General features: G+C 44.3%; 12 protein-coding genes. 8 read left to right on the top strand and 4 right to left on the bottom strand.

Going from position 1 to position 17843, the window contains the following annotated elements:
* Positions 1-70: 70 nt before the first annotated feature.
* From Q0Z70_RS02685 to Q0Z70_RS02675, 3 genes are all read right to left on the bottom strand, one after another.
* Complete coding sequence (locus Q0Z70_RS02685; protein ID WP_298072409.1) at positions 71-2803, bottom strand: putative LPS assembly protein LptD; 2733 nt, start codon at positions 2801-2803, stop codon at positions 71-73.
* A 93-nt stretch (positions 2804-2896) separates the two neighbouring features.
* On the bottom strand, positions 2897-3433 hold the full coding sequence (locus Q0Z70_RS02680) for an HD domain-containing protein (RefSeq protein ID WP_298072407.1): 537 nt from the start codon (positions 3431-3433) through the stop codon (positions 2897-2899).
* 120 nt (positions 3434-3553) lie between these two features.
* The gene (locus Q0Z70_RS02675) at positions 3554-4537 is read right to left on the bottom strand and encodes a transporter (RefSeq protein ID WP_298072405.1); all 984 of its coding nucleotides are present in this window, start codon (positions 4535-4537) and stop codon (positions 3554-3556) included.
* A 240-nt stretch (positions 4538-4777) separates the two neighbouring features.
* Here Q0Z70_RS02675 and Q0Z70_RS02670 point away from each other — a divergent pair, with 240 nt between their 5' ends.
* The 3 genes from Q0Z70_RS02670 (at position 4778) to dnaA (ending at position 8605) form a co-directional block, all read left to right on the top strand.
* On the top strand, positions 4778-5947 hold the full coding sequence (locus tag Q0Z70_RS02670; protein WP_298072403.1) for an N-acetylmuramoyl-L-alanine amidase: 1170 nt from the start codon (positions 4778-4780) through the stop codon (positions 5945-5947).
* 24 nt (positions 5948-5971) lie between these two features.
* A complete protein-coding gene (locus Q0Z70_RS02665) occupies positions 5972-6865 on the top strand; it encodes an MlaD family protein (protein WP_298072401.1) in 894 nt (297 codons plus the stop codon).
* Positions 6866-7207: 342 nt separating this feature from the next.
* Positions 7208-8605, top strand: a complete 1398-nt coding sequence (gene dnaA, locus Q0Z70_RS02660) for a chromosomal replication initiator protein DnaA (RefSeq protein ID WP_298072398.1) — start codon at positions 7208-7210, stop codon at positions 8603-8605.
* A gap of 35 nt (positions 8606-8640) precedes the next feature.
* Here dnaA and Q0Z70_RS02655 read toward each other — a convergent pair whose 3' ends face one another.
* Complete coding sequence (locus tag Q0Z70_RS02655; RefSeq protein ID WP_298072396.1) at positions 8641-9375, bottom strand: NADPH-dependent oxidoreductase; 735 nt, start codon at positions 9373-9375, stop codon at positions 8641-8643.
* A 345-nt stretch (positions 9376-9720) separates the two neighbouring features.
* On the opposite strand from Q0Z70_RS02655, the gene Q0Z70_RS02650 reads away from it, so the two are divergent.
* The 5 genes from Q0Z70_RS02650 to Q0Z70_RS02630 form a co-directional block, all read left to right on the top strand.
* On the top strand, positions 9721-12258 hold the full coding sequence (locus Q0Z70_RS02650; RefSeq protein WP_298072394.1) for an adenosylcobalamin-dependent ribonucleoside-diphosphate reductase: 2538 nt from the start codon (positions 9721-9723) through the stop codon (positions 12256-12258).
* Positions 12259-12388: 130 nt separating this feature from the next.
* Positions 12389-15079: a 4-alpha-glucanotransferase gene (locus Q0Z70_RS02645; protein ID WP_298072392.1), complete on the top strand. Its 2691-nt coding sequence runs from the start codon at positions 12389-12391 to the stop codon at positions 15077-15079.
* Positions 15080-15860: 781 nt separating this feature from the next.
* Entirely contained in the window at positions 15861-16607 is a 747-nt protein-coding gene (locus tag Q0Z70_RS02640) for a LysM domain-containing protein (RefSeq protein ID WP_298072390.1), read from the top strand.
* Positions 16608-16613: 6 nt separating this feature from the next.
* Positions 16614-17498 carry a hypothetical protein gene (locus Q0Z70_RS02635; protein WP_298072388.1) on the top strand — a complete coding sequence of 295 codons (885 nt, stop codon included), beginning with the start codon at positions 16614-16616 and terminating at the stop codon, positions 17496-17498.
* A 4-nt stretch (positions 17499-17502) separates the two neighbouring features.
* Positions 17503-17843: LysM domain-containing protein (locus Q0Z70_RS02630; protein ID WP_298072386.1), on the top strand; the 341-nt coding region annotated here is incomplete at its 3' end.

Genomic DNA, 17843 nt, shown 5'->3' with positions numbered 1-17843 from the left:
TGCGAAGTTTAGGTTGACTTCATTCAGTCAACACGGCATCAGATATAGGTCATCCCCTAACCGATAGATTTTAATACCACTGGATGTTGCTCTGCGTCTGGCTACGCTGCTCCCACTTCAGATCCTGAAGGATGCTGGCATTGGCGCGAATGGTAAAGTTGTAATATTTCCAACGCCCAAAAGGTGAAAGGCTGGCTGACATACTGAAACAGTGCAAGTCGCGCGTAATGTTGAAAGCCGTCTGCACAATCTCTTTCGCATCGAAGTCGTAGCCCGAATTGAAGCTGATGGCCCACTTGTTGGATATCTTGATATTGCCGTTGATACTCAGATTTTGTGTATATTTATAAGGATAACGCATTGTTTTCTTGTTGATATCCGCACTGCGGTTTTCAGTAATACCAAAGCCATAGTTTACATTAATAGACCAAGGCATCTTGAAAGCCATATAACCGTCATCGTCTACCGCTGCCTTCTCCGTTTTCTTCTTATTGGGCAAGCCTGCTGCCACAGCCTCTTCACCTTCTTCACCCGTTTCGGAGACTTCCGTTCCTTCGCCATCCTCTTTTCCTTCCTCCTCGTCTTTCTCACCTGTAAAAAAAGCCTTGAGTTTCTTCCAAGTGTCATTGTTGAATGTATAACTGAAAGAAGAACTATAACCTTGGAAAATACCAAAACGGCCATAAGACCACTCGGTACGATCATTATCTACGACATTACCCTGTTCGTTGAATTTATAACCATAGGTTTTGAACGTAGAGCTCATACTGAATGTATAGCTCTTTGTCAGTTTCAATCGTGCGTTCAATGTCAGGTCACTCCATGGCCTTGTCGTAGCAGCCATATTATAGGAAAGGCTTGCTCCCAGTTCGTCAATCAGGCTGACTTTCTTGATAGAGTCATTCTTGTCCTTATACTTCATTTCCAGGTTATTGGAAATGCTGAACGTGATGTTTCCCTGCTTCCCTCCGCTCGGTACACCATACATTTGGTTAGCATAATAGGAATACTTTACTGTATCTTGCGTACCGTTGCTATTCGGACGATAATAGGTATCATAATAGCCATAGCGTGACGTCGTGAAGTCGGGCGCAGCACTAAGGCTAATAGAAGGGGTGATGACATGACGTATCTGAATGGCTTTCTTCGGCAGGAAGACAGGCTTATACATACCATAGATTTTGGTGTTCAAGCCGAGACTGGCATTATAATTGTAGACACGGTGAAAACCATAAATAGTATCTGTATTCACTTCTCTGCGGGCTACTTCATCCCAGCCTCTTGTAATTTTACGGGTGTACCACCGTTCGGTATAATTGACAGAGGGCGTCAGGTTGAAATACTTGAAAAGAGTAAACGTGGCACTGACGGGAACTTCATGCTGCATGCCGTTTTCCCAATCCTTTATCAAATTCGACTTGAAAAGAAGGTAGTCTTTAGTATTGATGCTATTCTTGAAACGGCCTGTATAGCGGACAGAAATCTTTTCATACCAACGTTCTTCGCCCACTGCCTTCTTGCGCTTGAAAGGATAGATGTTGCTGAGGGAGATGGTCAAATCCGGCAAAGTAACTGATACCGAGGAGTCCTTCATGGTCTGCGCAATGTTCGACGTAGCCGAGATTGTCAGCTTCTGTTCGGGAAAGTTTCGGGTATAGCTGATACTCGAAGTCTTGGTATTCTGCGTCATGGCTTGCGAGTTGTACAGGTTTCCGATGTTGGTCTGTTCGTAACTACTGGTCGAGAAGTTCACACTGGCCAAGAAAGTGGAGTTCGGATTAGCCTTTGCATCCTGGCGGTGACTCCATACAATCTTGAAGTCCTTGGATACGGCATAATCAGGCAAACCTTTGTCACCTGTCTTCGTCACTTGGTAGTTAGCCTGGAAAAGGCCTGAGTACTTGTATCGTTTCACATAGTTGCTCTCGGCATTCAGCGCCCACGAACCCTTTGTAAAGATGTCGCCACGCAGCTTTAAGTCTATCTCGTCACTGATAGCAAAGTAATAACCTCCGTCCGTCAGACCGAAGCCGCGACTGGAGTCGTCCATATAGGTAGGCGGCAGAAAACCTGATGAGTAGCTGCTGGAAAAAGGAAAGAAAAAGAACGGAACCGCCAAAGGCAAAGGTACATCCTCGACCACCAGATAGGCAGGTCCGGTCACTACGTTCTTCTTAGGACGTACTTTGGCATAAGTCATCTGCATATAGAAGTGAGGATGTTCGTGGTTATCGCAGGTTGTATATCTCCCATCCTTCATATACATCTCGTTACCCGTTCCCTTCTTGGCATTGTTGCCCGTCACGTATCCCTCCCCTTGCTGGCTCACCACGTTACTGATGATACCTCGCTTACTCTTGAAGTTATAGCGGATGGTGTTGGTTTCGTAAGGCGTCTCGCCATCCTTAAAAACAGGTGTACCCTGCATTACGCCTAATGAGTCTTCCACGCCATGGGCATAGACCGTACTACTGTCCATATTCATGGTAATGACGGCGGCAGTCAGTTCGGCTTGTGGATAATTCACTTTACTGTTTCCATACAGATGGGCAAAACCATTTTGCGTGAATACAATGGAGTCCGTCGCTTCATAGGTCACCGGCGCATCGAGCCCGTCTTTCTCCTTGGACGCCAACGTATCGACAGGTATGGAATCATTGCTCAACGTGTCGCCTACCTGTAACGAATCCTTTTGATTTCTTGGAAGCGAAACCTTCCTGCTCCTGCGCTGCGATTCGGCTTCAGCAGAAATAATCAGCAAAAGAAACAATAATAAGAATGATATGGTTGTCTTTACTTTCAATGCTCAAAAATAAACATACGGTTATATGCTTGGAGGCAGCAAAAATAAACAAAATAGATGGATTGCCCGCTCTTTTTAATGAAAATTAGATAGCTACAAGAAGAGTTCGCACCAATGGTCGAAACGCGCTAAACCCTCCGCACCATATTTTTCCAGACTATTCCGTGCTTTCTCTACCGTCTTTTCACGGTCGAGACGGGTCTTCGAATAAAACTTGTCAGCGAAACAAATAATCTGCTCCTCTATACTGACAGGAAGCATATCACGATGAGGTACAGGTAGTTGCTGTTCTATAATCTGTTCGAGCGACAAGCCAGCCCCCGTATGCCGCTCACAAACCAACGCATGACGTGGATAACCTTCACTACGCATCAGGTCAGTTCCCAAATATCCATGACAAATGTAAGGTTTGTCGCCTTTACAGAAAATGCCGTCAGCATCGGTCAGAAAAATGCCAATATCGTGCAACATAGCAGCTTCATACAAGAAATTTCTGTCCGCCTGCAACTCAGGATGTCTGTCGGCAATCTGCAAAGCCTTGTCAGCAACCGAACGACTATGAGTCAGCAGGATATGGCGCAATTCACTACCCTCCTGATAAAATTTATCAATAATTTCAACTGGATTCATGACATAACTTTCACAAAATTATCTGCCTACACCCTCTCCTTACTCTTGCATTATTATAACTTCAACGAAAGGAGCAAGCGTAAGCACAACCTTTTCGACGACAAAAGTACAAATTATTCCCTAACTATTTTGCACATCCTCGGATAAATCAGTTTTCCTTTTCTTCCACAACTGATAACTGTTAATAATATTTTGCCACAACACGTAGGAGCCAGGGCCTACCGAAGAAAGAGGATTCAAATAAGTATAAGCCATCCAGATAGCCAACACGGTATTCTTCTGGCCCAATGCCTGACCACCACTGATTCGTTCCTTATAATGCCCGCCGATACGTTTACCCAAATAGAACTGGGTGCAACATGCCACCAGTCCGGCCAAAGCAATCAGCACCTCCACATATCCTGGAGCCGTACTGTTGACTAACGAGCGAACAGTCTGACCAGAAACAATTGCCAAAGCCACGCCCCACAGGTAGAAAGCGGCCGTATGTCGTTCCGATAGCCACTGATGAACAGCAGGCAACCAACTCCTCAAGAGCCATGCCAACAGAAACGGACAAAGCAGAAGTGGAAAAACTTTGCTAAGGATTTTCAGAAAAGCCAACCAGAAAGTCACATCCGCATGAGGCTCTATCAACGGAAAAGCTAACGGAACAGCAACAGCTGCCAGCAGATTGGACATCAGGGTATAGGTAGTCAAACTAGCAGCACTTCCACCCAATTTACCCGTAATAACCGCCGCTGCAGTAGCCGTAGGACATATCAGACAGACTATAGCCCCTTCGAACACTTCCCGATAAAGTTCGTTCATCGGACAATAGATCAACAATGCCGACAGCAAAAGACATGAAACCGTTTGGAACAAGAGCAACCAACCATGCCAAACTTTCGGCTTCAGATCTGCAAAATCAACCTTGCAGAATGTGAGTAGCAATTGGATAAATATCAGCACCGGTGTAAGAATTGCCACCGAAGCGTTAACCAAAGGCTTGACTGGAGCAAGCACCGGCACTCGTGCAAAAAGGAAATAGGCTAACGTTCCTGTTACCATGGCCACGGGGAGCGTCCAGTCTTTCAAAAAACGAATAAAAGCATTAGCCAACATAAATTACACCCATTTTAATTCTCTAACCAACTCAGTCTAATTAGGCGGTGCAAAATTAGCTCCTATTTACGAGAAATATGCTCTCCAACATCTAAAAATTGTATACAAATAAATGGGAAAAAAGAATAAAACTTAGGACATACGACAAGTTTTCAGCAAAATTACACTACATTTGCGGAGTAATTCATATTATAGATAAGTTTGAACAGGCTTTGTCACATATTATATATTACTTTTTGCATGGTCTGCTTGCCCGTGCACCTATGTTTGGCAGCCACCCTATCCAAGAAGTTCGTTGTAGTCATCGACGCCGGTCATGGAGGACACGACCCGGGAGCTGTCGGAAAAATATCCAAGGAAAAGAACATCAACCTTAGCGTCGCCCTTCAACTGGGTAAACTGATTAACGAACAATGCTCTGACACACGCGTTATCTATACCCGCAATAAGGATGTATTTATTCCATTAGCCCGCCGAGCAGAAATTGCCAACGAAGCCAAAGCCGATTTGTTTATCTCGATTCATACCAACTCTGTCGGAAGAAATAAAAGTGTGCAAGGTGCTTCTACTTGGACATTAGGTCTGGCTAAATCGGACGCTAACCTGGAAGTAGCCAAACGCGAAAACTCCGTAATCTTATACGAAGATGACTATAAAACCCGCTATGCCGGGTTTAATCCCAACTCTGCGGAATCGTATATTATCTTCGAATTCATGCAGGACAAATATATGTCGCAAAGCGTCCACTTAGCTTCATTAGTACAGAAAGAATTCAAGCAAACCGGAAAACGCATAGATCGAGGCGTACATCAAGCTGGCTTTCTTGTCCTGAAAGCCAGCGCGATGCCTAGCATCTTAGTTGAACTTGGATTCATCTCCAATCCGACAGAAGAACGCTATCTGAATAGTGAAGTCGGAAAGAAAGCATTGGCAAACAGTATCTTCCAAGCTTTTCTCACATATAAAGAAGAACAGAAAATGAGATTGGAAGAAAGCAAAGGGGACACACTGCCTGAAGTCAAACTCCAGCAATCTACGACTTCGCAACCAAGCAGCAGTACAACCTCTGCTTCTACTACACCCCAAAAGACGCTTGTTGCAGCAACTTCTACCCAGACCCGGAAAGCAGCAACCCAACAAGTCCCGGTCTTCAAAGTACAAATTCTGACCTCATCCAAGCCTTTGTCACCCAAAGACAGACAGTTTAAAGGCCTCAAAAACATAGATTTTTATAAAGAAAACGGGCTGTATAAATACACATACGGTTCGTCCACTAATTACAACGAAATACTCCGCATAAAGAAGGATATTTCCAAACGGATAAAAGACGCATTCATCATTGCCTTCAAGAACGGGAAAAAGATGGATACAGCTACTGCTATCCGCGAATTTAAAGAAAACAAGAAATAACCGTTCAATAAAGACAAAATCATCATGAAGTATATTACGAAAGAAGTAAAAATAGGTATTGCCAGTATTGCAGCCCTATGCATACTGGTATATGGCATCAACTATTTGAAAGGTATTCACCTGTTCAAACCCGCCAGTTATTTTTATGTCAAATTCCAAAACGTCAACGGCCTCACAAAATCCAGCCCGGTCTACGCTGATGGATATAAAGTGGGACTCGTACGCGAACTCTACTACAGCTATGACGCCCCCGGAAATGTAGTAGCCGAAATAGACGTAGATCCTGAATTACGTATACCGAAAGGAAGCAGTGCAGAACTGGCTGCTGAAATGCTAGGAGGAGTCCACATGAATTTACTACTTGCCAACAATCCGCGCGAACGTTACCAAATAGGTGATACCATCCTTGGATACTTAAACAATGGAATGATGGAAAAAATAACTAACATGATGCCTCAGATTGAACAAATGATGCCTAAGCTCGACTCCATCCTCTGTTCGCTTAACACTGTATTAGCCAATCCGGCCATTCCTGTATCTTTAAAGAATATCGAAGAACTGACGGCTAACATGAATGCTACCAGCAAGCAATTGAAGGTACTCATGAGCAACGACATTCCGCAACTGACGGGCAAGCTGAATACCCTCAGCGATAATTTCATCGTTATGTCCGACAACCTCAAGCAAATTGATTATACTGCAGCCATGCAAAAAGTAGACTCTACACTGGCTAACATACGAACATTAACAGACAAGCTGAACAGCAAAGATAACACTGTAGGATTACTGCTAAACGACCCACAATTTTATCAGAACCTGAATGCAACAACTGCCAATGCAGCAAGTTTACTTGAAGACTTGAAAGCTCACCCCAAGCGTTATGTCCATTTCTCACTTTTTGGCAAAAAAGACAAATAGGGAAAAACTATATAGAATTCATCTAAATAAATAAAATTTTGGCAGAAGCAGCAAAAAGCTAAGAAAATAGGGAAATTCAAAGCATTAAAGCTATTCTGCCCAAAAGAATAAAAGTCGCATAGATTTACATAGACATTCGTAATAGACTAATCTACAAGTCATTTAAAAAAACAACACCCTTCTCAAAGGATTGTTTGCATATCAGGTAATAAATAGCTGAGAATAAAGGCCTTATTTATTGATTGAAAAAACCAAGAAAAAACAAATTTGTTTTTTTTAAATAAGATGCCCATTTTTGCAAACATAGAAGTTTTGCTAAATTGATAAATGTAGATAGCCGCTATGAGTAAAAACAATCATGTCGGACTATGGAACACATGTCTCGACATCATTCGCGACAACGTTCCTGAACAGACATATAAAACTTGGTTTTGTCCAATCGTTCCATTAAAATTTGAGAACGATACTTTGGTATTGCAGGTGCCGAGCCAATTCTTTTATGAATTTCTGGAAGAGAAATTCTTGGATTTGATGCGCCAAACAATCCATAAGGTATTTGGCGAAAGAACCAAATTGATGTACAGTGTGATGGTGGTTAAAAACCCGCCTACAGCTGTTCCTCTTCCTACTCATTCCGGTTCATCCACTTCGGTGTCTACCATACGCAAAGCTACAACCAAAGACATTCCGCAGCCCTCTAAAATAGCAGAACTTGACCCTCATTTGAATAGAGATTACAATTTCGACACATTCATAGAGGGAGAAAGTAATAAACTGTCACGTAGTGTGGCAGAAGCTGTTGCGCTTAATCCGGCTAAGACCATTTTTAACCCGCTGTTCTTCTACGGAGCATCAGGCGTAGGAAAAACACACCTTGCCAATGCCATCGGAATCAAGATCAAGGAACTTTACCCAGAAAAACGTGTATTATACGTTTCGGCCCACTTGTTTCAGGTGCAATACACAGACTCCGTACGCAACAATACGACTAACAATTTCATTAATTTCTACCAGACAATTGATGTGCTGATCATTGATGATATTCAGGAATTCGCCGGAGTTACCAAAACTCAAAATACGTTCTTTCATATCTTCAACCATCTGCACCAAAACGGCAAACAGCTCATCTTGACTTCGGATCGTGCTCCCGTACTTCTGCAAGGTATGGAAGAACGCCTCGTTACTCGTTTTAAGTGGGGTATGGTAGCTGAACTCGAAAAGCCTACTATAGAACTGCGCAAAAACATCTTACACAATAAGATACGCCGTGACGGTTTACAATTTCCCTCGGAAGTTATTAATTATATCGCTGAAAACGTAAGTGAAAGTGTGCGCGATCTGGAAGGTATCATTATTTCCATCATGGCCCATTCAACTATCTATAATAAAGATGTAGATTTGGAACTGGCTCAACGGATTGTACACAAAGTTACTCAAAACGAAAGTAAAACCATAACGATAGACAATATCATTAACACAGTATGCAAGCATTTCGGTCTGGACACAAGCGCTATCCATACAAAATCCAGAAAGCGGGAAGTGGTACAGGCACGACAGATTGCCATGTATTTGGCAAAGAACTATACCGACTTTTCAACGGCCAAAATCGGTTCCTTAATAGGTAATAAAGATCATGCAACCGTTCTACACGCCTGCAAGACTATCAGTGAACTGAAAGAAGTAAGTAAAAGTTGCCAGGCCGAGTTAGAAGAGATACAGACAGCTTTGAAACAGCAATAAGATAAGGCAAACTCATAACAATGAAAAAGCAGGGATCAAAATCCCTGCTTTTTCATTACACCCCATAGCAATTCCGACATAGCCTCTGCATCCTTTTTCGTATAGCGGACATCCGTAAAGACCTGAGCCAAAGTCGTTTTACCATTTTCTGTTACATACTGCCTATTCTCAGGCAGCGATTCTTTATAAGCATACAAACGATCAATATCTTCAGGCGTATAGTCGTGATAAACTTCTTCATGAACCACCGCTTCCAATGGCAAACGGTCAACTTGTGAAGGATCCTCAGCCGGCCATCCCACGGTAACCGTCGTAATGGGAAACACCAATTCAGGTAATTCCAGTGCTTCAATAATTAAATGAGGATTATAGGTAGTAGTGCCCAGATAGCAAATACCCAGTCCTTTTTCCTCGGCAGCCACACAAAATGTCTGGGCAGCCAACAGAGCATCGACTGCCCCTGTCACAAACCATTCAAAGTTATTATACCCCGGCTCAGCCTGACGTTGCCTACACCATTTACTAAACCGGTTCAAGTCTATACAAAAAGTGAGTACAACCGGCGCAGCCGTCACCATTGGTTGATTGAAATGTGCTGGAGCCAGTTTGACTTTCCGGTCAGCATCACGGGTCACCACCACACTATAGGCTTGCATGTTTCCAACAGTTGACGCACGAAATGCCATTTCGAGTAAATCATTTAACAAATCGGCAGAAATGTCTTTCTGCTGATATTTACGGATTGTTTTTCTCTGTTTCAAGCTTTCCATACTTTCCCTTTTTTCTGCAAATATATAAAAGATTTAAATAACTACCATCTTTCCAACCACAATCTTCGTCCACTTTATACCTAAAAAACAATTCGAAACACTCTCACATACTTATTACTTTTCTTTTTTTGAAAACTTTACTATATAACCAAAAACAGTAAACTGCTAAAAAACAAATACATAACAGTTATAAACAAGAAACTTGCAATATGTTGATAAAAACATGAGTATTTATTTTGCTGTATGGAGAAACATTCATAGATTTGCAAACACATTTGTTTGCTAATGGCGAAACTTCTACAATATTGCTAATTGAATCAATGAAATCTAAAAGAATATACCATCATGGAAAAGAGAACTTTTACTTATCAGGAAGCTTTTGAAGCATCTTTACAATACTTCCAAGGCGATGAACTGGCCGCCAGAGTATGGGTGAACAAATATGCCGTCAAAGACTCCTTCGGCAATATTTACGAAAAGTCACCGGAAGACATGCATTGGCGTATTGCAAACGAAGTGGCCCGTATTGAGACTAAGTATCCCAATGCCTTGAGCGCCGACGAACTATTCAAGTTGCTGGATCACTTCAAATATATCGTTCCGCAAGGAAGCCCTATGACAGGCATCGGGAACGACTATCAGGTTGCATCCTTGTCCAACTGCTTTGTAATTGGAGTAGATGGTGAAGCCGACTCCTACGGCGCCATCTTCAAAATCGACGAAGAGCAGGTACAGCTGATGAAAAGACGCGGCGGCGTTGGCCATGACCTCTCCCACATCCGTCCCAAAGGATCTCCAGTAAAGAATTCGGCTCTCACTTCCACCGGTTTGGTTCCTTTCATGGAACGCTATTCGAACTCTACCCGCGAGGTAGCACAAGACGGACGCCGTGGTGCTTTGATGCTGAGCGTCTCCATCAAACACCCTGATTCGGAAGCATTCATCGACGCCAAGATGACCGAAGGCAAAGTGACCGGTGCTAACGTTTCGGTGAAACTGGACGACACATTCATGGAAGCTGCCGTTAACGGTACTCCTTATGTGCAACAATACCCCATCGACAGTACCAGTCCGCTTGTAAAGAAAACTATAGACGCCAGCACCCTATGGAAGAAGATAGTTCACAACGCATGGAAATCTGCCGAACCTGGCGTATTATTCTGGGACACCATTATCCGTGAGTCTGTCCCTGACTGTTATGCTGATTTAGGCTACCGCACTATTTCTACCAATCCCTGCGGTGAGATTCCCCTCTGTCCGTACGATTCCTGCCGCCTACTGGCCATCAATCTCTATTCCTATGTAATCAATCCATTCAAGCCCGACGCTTATTTCGACTTCGAACTGTTCAAGAAGCATGTCGCCCTGGCACAACGAATTATGGATGACATCATCGACTTGGAGCTGGAAAAGATCGAACGGATCATAGAAAAAATAGATTCCGATCCGGAAAGCGACGCTGTCAAAGAAACAGAACGCACCCTATGGCAAAAGATCTACAAAAAAAGCGGCCAGGGACGCCGCACCGGTGTAGGTATCACAGCCGAAGGTGATATGCTGGCAGCTTTGAACCTGCGCTACGGCACGGAAGAAGCAACTACATTCTCCGAACAGGTGCATAAAACCATCGCCTTGAGCGCTTACCGCTCATCGGTTGAGATGGCAAAGGAACGCGGAGCTTTTGAAATCTACGAGACAGAACGTGAAAAGGACAACCCGTTCATCAACCGCCTACGCGAAGCCGATCCTGACCTCTACGAGGACATGGCCAAATATGGCCGACGCAATATTGCCTGCCTCACCATCGCTCCTACCGGTACCACCAGCCTGATGACACAGACCACTTCGGGCATCGAACCCGTGTTCCTACCGGTATACAAACGCCGCCGTAAGGTAAACCCAAATGACACCAACGTCCGCATCGACTTTGTAGACGAAACCGGTGACGCATTCGAAGAATATGTAGTGTTCCACCCGAAATTCGTCACCTGGATGGAAGCCCAGGGCCTCAACCCTGCCAAGCGCTACACTCAAGAGGAAATTGATGAGATGGTGACACGCTCACCTTATTATAAAGCCACGTCTAACGACGTAGACTGGCTGATGAAAGTCAAGATGCAAGGACGCATACAAAAGTGGGTAGACCACTCCATCAGCGTCACCATCAATCTACCCAACAACGTCGACGAAGAATTGGTCAATCGCCTTTACATAGAAGCTTGGCGTTCGGGTTGCAAGGGATGTACCGTCTACCGAGACGGTTCACGTTCGGGGGTGCTCATCTCCACCAAGAGCGACAAGAAAGACGAACTGCCCCCCTGTAAACCGCCTACGATTGTCGAAATACGCCCTAAAGTGCTCGACGCAGAAGTGGTACGCTTCCAGAACAACAAAGAAAAATGGGTGGCTTTCGTGGGCCTGCTCAACGGACATCCCTATGAGATATTCACCGGTGTACTCGATGATGACGAAGGAATCGTCCTCCCCAAGAATGTCGTTTTGGGCCACATCATCAAGAACGTCGACGAAAACGGTAAGTCGCGCTACGACTTCCAATTCGAAAACAAGCGCGGTTACAAGGTCACCATCGAAGGTCTGTCCGAGAAGTTCAATAAGGAATACTGGAACTACGCCAAGCTTATCTCTGGTGTACTACGCTACCGCATGCCTATCGAGCAGGTCATCAAGCTGGTAAGCTCCCTGCAACTTGATAGCGAAAACATCAACACCTGGAAGAATGGTGTGGAACGTGCCCTGAAGAAGTACGTACTTGACGGCACCGAGGTCAAAGGCCAGACATGTCCCAACTGCGGTAACGAGACTCTCGTCTACCAGGAAGGCTGTCTCATCTGCAAGACCTGCGGCGCTTCCCGCTGCGGATAAACAGGTGACAAACACAAACGTTTGCATAGGATTTTAAAATATAGGACAACGATAGCTGCATGACTATGAAGAATATTTTCTATACTTGCATAGTCAATGTAGCTATTGTCATTCACATAAATCTAATAATATGATACTTATATTCAATATCGAATATCGTACCAGTTGGGGAGAGGAAATCAGAGTCTTGGGTTCCGTTCCCGAATTAGGAAGTAGCGTACCTGGATATGCCGTTCCCATGCACACAGTGGACGGCATACACTGGACAGCGGAAATCAAAGTCAAAGTACCCGAATCGAAAGAAATTCATTACAGTTACCACGTTTACCGTGACGGACAAGCCATCCGCAACGAATGGAACAACCTGCCGCGTACCTTATATGTCTCCGACGATCCTGCTAAGAGTTATCGTATGGAAGACAGTTGGAAGAACCTGCCGGAACAGCAATATTTCTACACCTCGGCCTTCACCGAATCGATCTTAGCCCACCACGACCGCAAAACAGCTCCTTCGGGATACCAACGCAGCTTAGTCTTCAAAGCCTACGCGCCCTGCATCGACAGCGGACATACACTGGCTGTCTGTGGCAACGTGGACGCCTTAGGCGGATGGAATCCCGATAAAGCCATCCAGATGAGCGATGCCAATTTCCCCGAATGGCAGGTGGAAATCGACGCTTCCGGCCTGACCTTCCCGTTGGAATACAAATTTGTTCTCTATAAAAAAGAAGAAAGACGCGTCGTGGCTTGGGAAAACAATCCCAACCGCTACCTAGCCAATCCGAAACTGGGCGACGCCGAAACATTGGTCGTAGGCGACCGCTACGTCTACTTCAACTTGCCCATATGGAAGGGCGCTGGCACAGCTATCCCTGTATTCTCCCTCCGCTCCGAAGGTAGCTTTGGTGTGGGAGACTTCGGTGACCTGATAAAGATGATTGACTGGGCCGTTTTAAGCCACCAGAAGGTCGTACAGATACTTCCCATCAACGACACAACTATGACCCACTCGTGGACCGACTCCTACCCCTACAACAGTATTTCTATCTACGCCTTCCATCCTATGTACACCGACCTGCGGCAGTTGGGAACCCTGAACGACCGCAAAAAGATGGAGCAATTCGAACAGCGGCGCAAGAAACTGAACGCCCTACCTACCGTCGACTACGAAGCCGTCAACGAGGCCAAGCGGGAATACTTCCGACTAATCTTCGCGCAAGAAGGCGAGGCCGTACTGGCATCCGAAACCTTCCGTACCTTCTTCAAGGCCAACAAGGAATGGCTTCAGCCCTACGCCGTATTCAGTTACCTACGCGATGCCTACCGGACACCTAACTTCCGCGAGTGGCCACGCTACAGCGATTACCACCCAAAAGACATTGACACCCTGTGCAATCCTCGGTCGACCGACTATCCACATATCGCCATCTATTACTACATCCAATTCCAGCTCCATTGTCAGTTGTTGGCCGCTACCCGTCATGCCCGTGCCAATGGCGTGGTACTCAAGGGTGACATTCCCATCGGCATCAGTCGCAACAGCGTTGAGGCCTGGAAGGAACCTCACTACTTCAACCTCAACGGGCAGGCTGGCGCCCCGCCCGACGACTTCTCTATTAATGGACAGAACTGGGGCTTCCCCACCTACAACTGGGATGTCATGGAACAGGACGGCTACGCCTGGTGGATGAAGCGCTTCTGTAAGATGTCCGAATACTTCGACGCCTACCGCATTGACCACATCCTCGGCTTCTTCCGCATTTGGGAAATCCCAATGGACGCCGTCCACGGTCTGTTGGGACAGTTTGCCCCCGCCCTGCCCATGACGCGTGAAGAGATCGAGAGCTACGGTCTCAATTTCCGTCCTGAATTCCTGAAGCCCTACATCCACGAATACTTCCTCGGACAGATGTTCGGCCCGCACACTGAATACGTGAAGCAGACCTTCATCGAACCCACCAACACGTGGGAAGTCTACCGTATGCGTCCCGAGTTCGACACACAGCGCAAGGTGGAAGCCTACTTCGACGGCAAAACCGACAACGATAGTGTCTGGATACGCGACAATCTTTACGCCCTCATCAGTGACGTCCTGTTCGTACCCGACCGCAATGATTCCTCAAAATACCATCCGCGAATCGGCGTGCAGCACGACCACGTTTACCACTCGCTGAACGACTGGGAGAAAGCCGCTTTCAACCGCCTCTACGACCAATACTATTACCACCGCCACAACGACTTTTGGGCACAGCAAGCCATAAAGAAACTCCCACAACTGACGCAGTCTACCCGCATGCTCGTCTGCGGCGAAGACCTCGGTATGATTCCCACCTGTGTGGAATGGGTGATGAACGAGCTGCGCATCCTCTCGCTTGAGATACAACGCATGCCCAAGAGCCCCAGCCAAGAATTCGGACATCCAGAAAAATATCCCTACCGTTCTGTCTGCACCATCTCCACCCACGACATGTCCACCCTGCGCGGCTGGTGGGAGGAAGACGCCCAGCAGACGCAGCGCTACTACAACCACGTCCTAAGGCACTATGGTACTGCCCCGGCCATGGCTACACCCGAATTATGCGAACAAATGGTACGCGCCCATTTAACAAGCAACTCTATGCTCAGCATCCTTTCCTTCCAAGATTGGATGTCTGTCGACGGGAAACTGCGCAACCCAAATGTAGCCGAAGAGCGCATCAATGTACCAGCCAACCCACACCATTATTGGCGCTACCGCATGCATCTCACGTTAGAACAACTTATAGCCGCCGATGACTTGAACAACAAGATCCGAAAGATGATTGCCGACAGCGGACGCTGACGCGTACCCTTCCTTGTCAAGAACAGATTTTCCTTTTTAGGCTGTCTCAAAATGAAAACTGACTATTATTTCGAGACAGCCTGAAAACTTTTCCCTTTCCCGTCATTTCCAAACTCTTCCTAAAGAAGACCGACATTCAAAACGGCATGTTGACATATCGCTACCATTAGACCAGCCAGTTGCTGCATATTAAAGTCATCAAACAGACAAAGGAAATAATTGACCGCCACTCGAACAGGAATCTCCGTATCTACTTCCAGTCATAACCCGTCCCGAAAAGAACAAATGCAGGCTGTATGAGAACGACGTTGCGCCGCATGGACAAGTCCCTTAAAATCATAGCCAAAATGATAAAGTTACCCATTACACTCACGTCGTATGTCAACCACCATATCTAAGCGACCATCTCCAAGTCGAAAAATGTACCAGTCAATGTTCTCGGACGCACTCGGGCATGATTCCATTACCACCGCGCAGATATATTCCACCTCGATTGACACTTACGCCATAGACAAGGCAAACGAACTAATTATTAAAGACCTATAAGAAGTTTATTTGTCAGACAAAAATATCTGTCTCTTTGCAAAAAATGTATATTTGATATAACATGCTGTAAATCAACAGCATCAAACTTTCTGAATATTTTATGTTAAGAAAAAATATGTCTTTGAATACAACTTATAAAAAATTTTATATCCCAATGATTTGCTATATATAAATTTTATATTTTTGCATCGAAAATCCGCTTCTTGCAAAGAGACGGATGTTTGATACAAAATTAATGGAAACAATCAAGATGAGACGTTACGTTACATTATTATTGGGATTTATATTCTTGGCAATTAGTAGTACATGTATGGCTTATGATCATATCATTTTTAGAAATGGTCGAGAAACTGATGTTAAATTATATCAGATAACCGATGATAAGATTATTTTCGGTTACATTGGTGATAAAACTGGTACTCAACACGAGGTTGCATCAAAAGATGTTTTTATGGTCTATATTGAAAAACAAGGTAATGTGTATATAACTCCAGATGGGAAACGCTTTACCGGCGAGTCCAAGCGTGCAGATGCAAAACGAAACGATGTTATCTATCTTATTCGAGGAGTAGAGATTGCTGCTGATAATATAAAAATAACAGAAAGCAATATTCATTATTCCGTAAAATCTAAAGGTGCGGGTATTAGTGGATTAATAGGAAAAGGAAATATAAGTGAAGTGGTATTAGACAAATCCGAGGTTTTTATGATAAGGTATAGAAGCGGAATATCTGACATTATTACCCCTATTGAAATCATAGAAGAAAGTGTGTCTGATACTACAACTGTTGAAAATCAACAGCCACAATTTGTTGTTATATTCCATGCGGTTTCAAAAGGAGAAAATTTGGAAAAATTGTCATCTAAATATAATGTTACTCCAAAACAAATTATTGAATGGAATGATTTACCGCAAAAGACCAAACCGACAAGCTCACTTACTGTCGGAATACAACTTATGATTTATCAGCCTAAAAAATAGACAAATATGACAAGTAAAATAACATCTTTACTATCAATGTGTGTTGTTCCTCTTTTAGTATGTAGCTGTGGCAATTCTGGCAGTGAAGTAATAAAACTGGTTGAAAAACGTGACTCTTTGCGCCAGATAAATAGGAAACAAATCGAAAGACTTGACAGCTACAGTAAAACTATAGAGACTCTAAATGAGACTTTGGATTCTATCGCCTACCAAGAAAATATGATTTTCTTTAATAATAATAATGAAGAAATGCCCATTACGAAAGAAAATGTAAAACATAACCTTATGCGTTTTGAAGCATTACTGAAAAAACAAGGTGATAAAATTAGGCAGTTGGAAAAACAACTTTCTGAAAGCAACAATTCAAATGCCCAATCGTTAAGCTTGATTTCTCATCTTAAGGAGCAACTGAACACAAAGAACATTCAAATTGCACAATTAAAAGAAGAACTCGAAAAAAAGAATGTGGATATAGTTCGTTTGCAGGAGCAGGTAGAATCGCAGAGGTTAACAATAAATACGCAAACCGCAACTATCAGTGAATTAAACCAACGTACTCAACGACAAGGCGAAGCTCTTGCCCGCCAAGACGCAATACTGAACAATGGATATGTGCTTATAGGTTCGAAAGATGACTTGAAGCGTAAGGGCATATTGAAGAAAGGAAAGATTGTGGCGGATGCTGCGCTTGACCGAAGCAAGTTCGCAAAAGTGGACATCAGAAAGTGGCGCGAAGTTAGCTTCACTGCCAAACGTCCGAGGATACTGACAAACATGCCTACTTCTTCCTATGAAATCACGACTACAGGGAACCGGGAATTCACGTTGACAGTCAAAAATCCATCCGACTTTTGGCGCATTTCAACGTATCTTGTAATACAAACTGATTGATGCGATGAGATTCATTGGTTATTTATTAGCATTTCTTTGTGTATCGTCTGTCTATGCTGGTCCTCATACCATTCAGAAAAGCGAAACATTTGCTGATGTGGCAAAACTATACAAAGTTTCGCTTGACTCTATTATTAAAGCGAATCCTAACACCGAAGCGTATGCCGGGCTTACAATTGAGGTACCTCTATCAACGTTGGTGTACGATTTGGGTGACAGCGAACTATTTCGGGATATGCGTTATCGTTATACACCTAACTATAAGAAAGGAATCAACAAGTACAAGACAGCACATGAAAAACAATTGAAACTGAATCAAACCACCGGGGGGGGGGGGACAGAAAC

This window comes from uncultured Bacteroides sp. (assembly GCF_947632445.1).
In the GTDB taxonomy this organism is placed as follows: domain Bacteria; phylum Bacteroidota; class Bacteroidia; order Bacteroidales; family Bacteroidaceae; genus Bacteroides.
The sequence above is the reverse complement of the archived record's forward strand: the minus strand, read 5'-3'. Positions and strand labels throughout refer to the sequence as shown.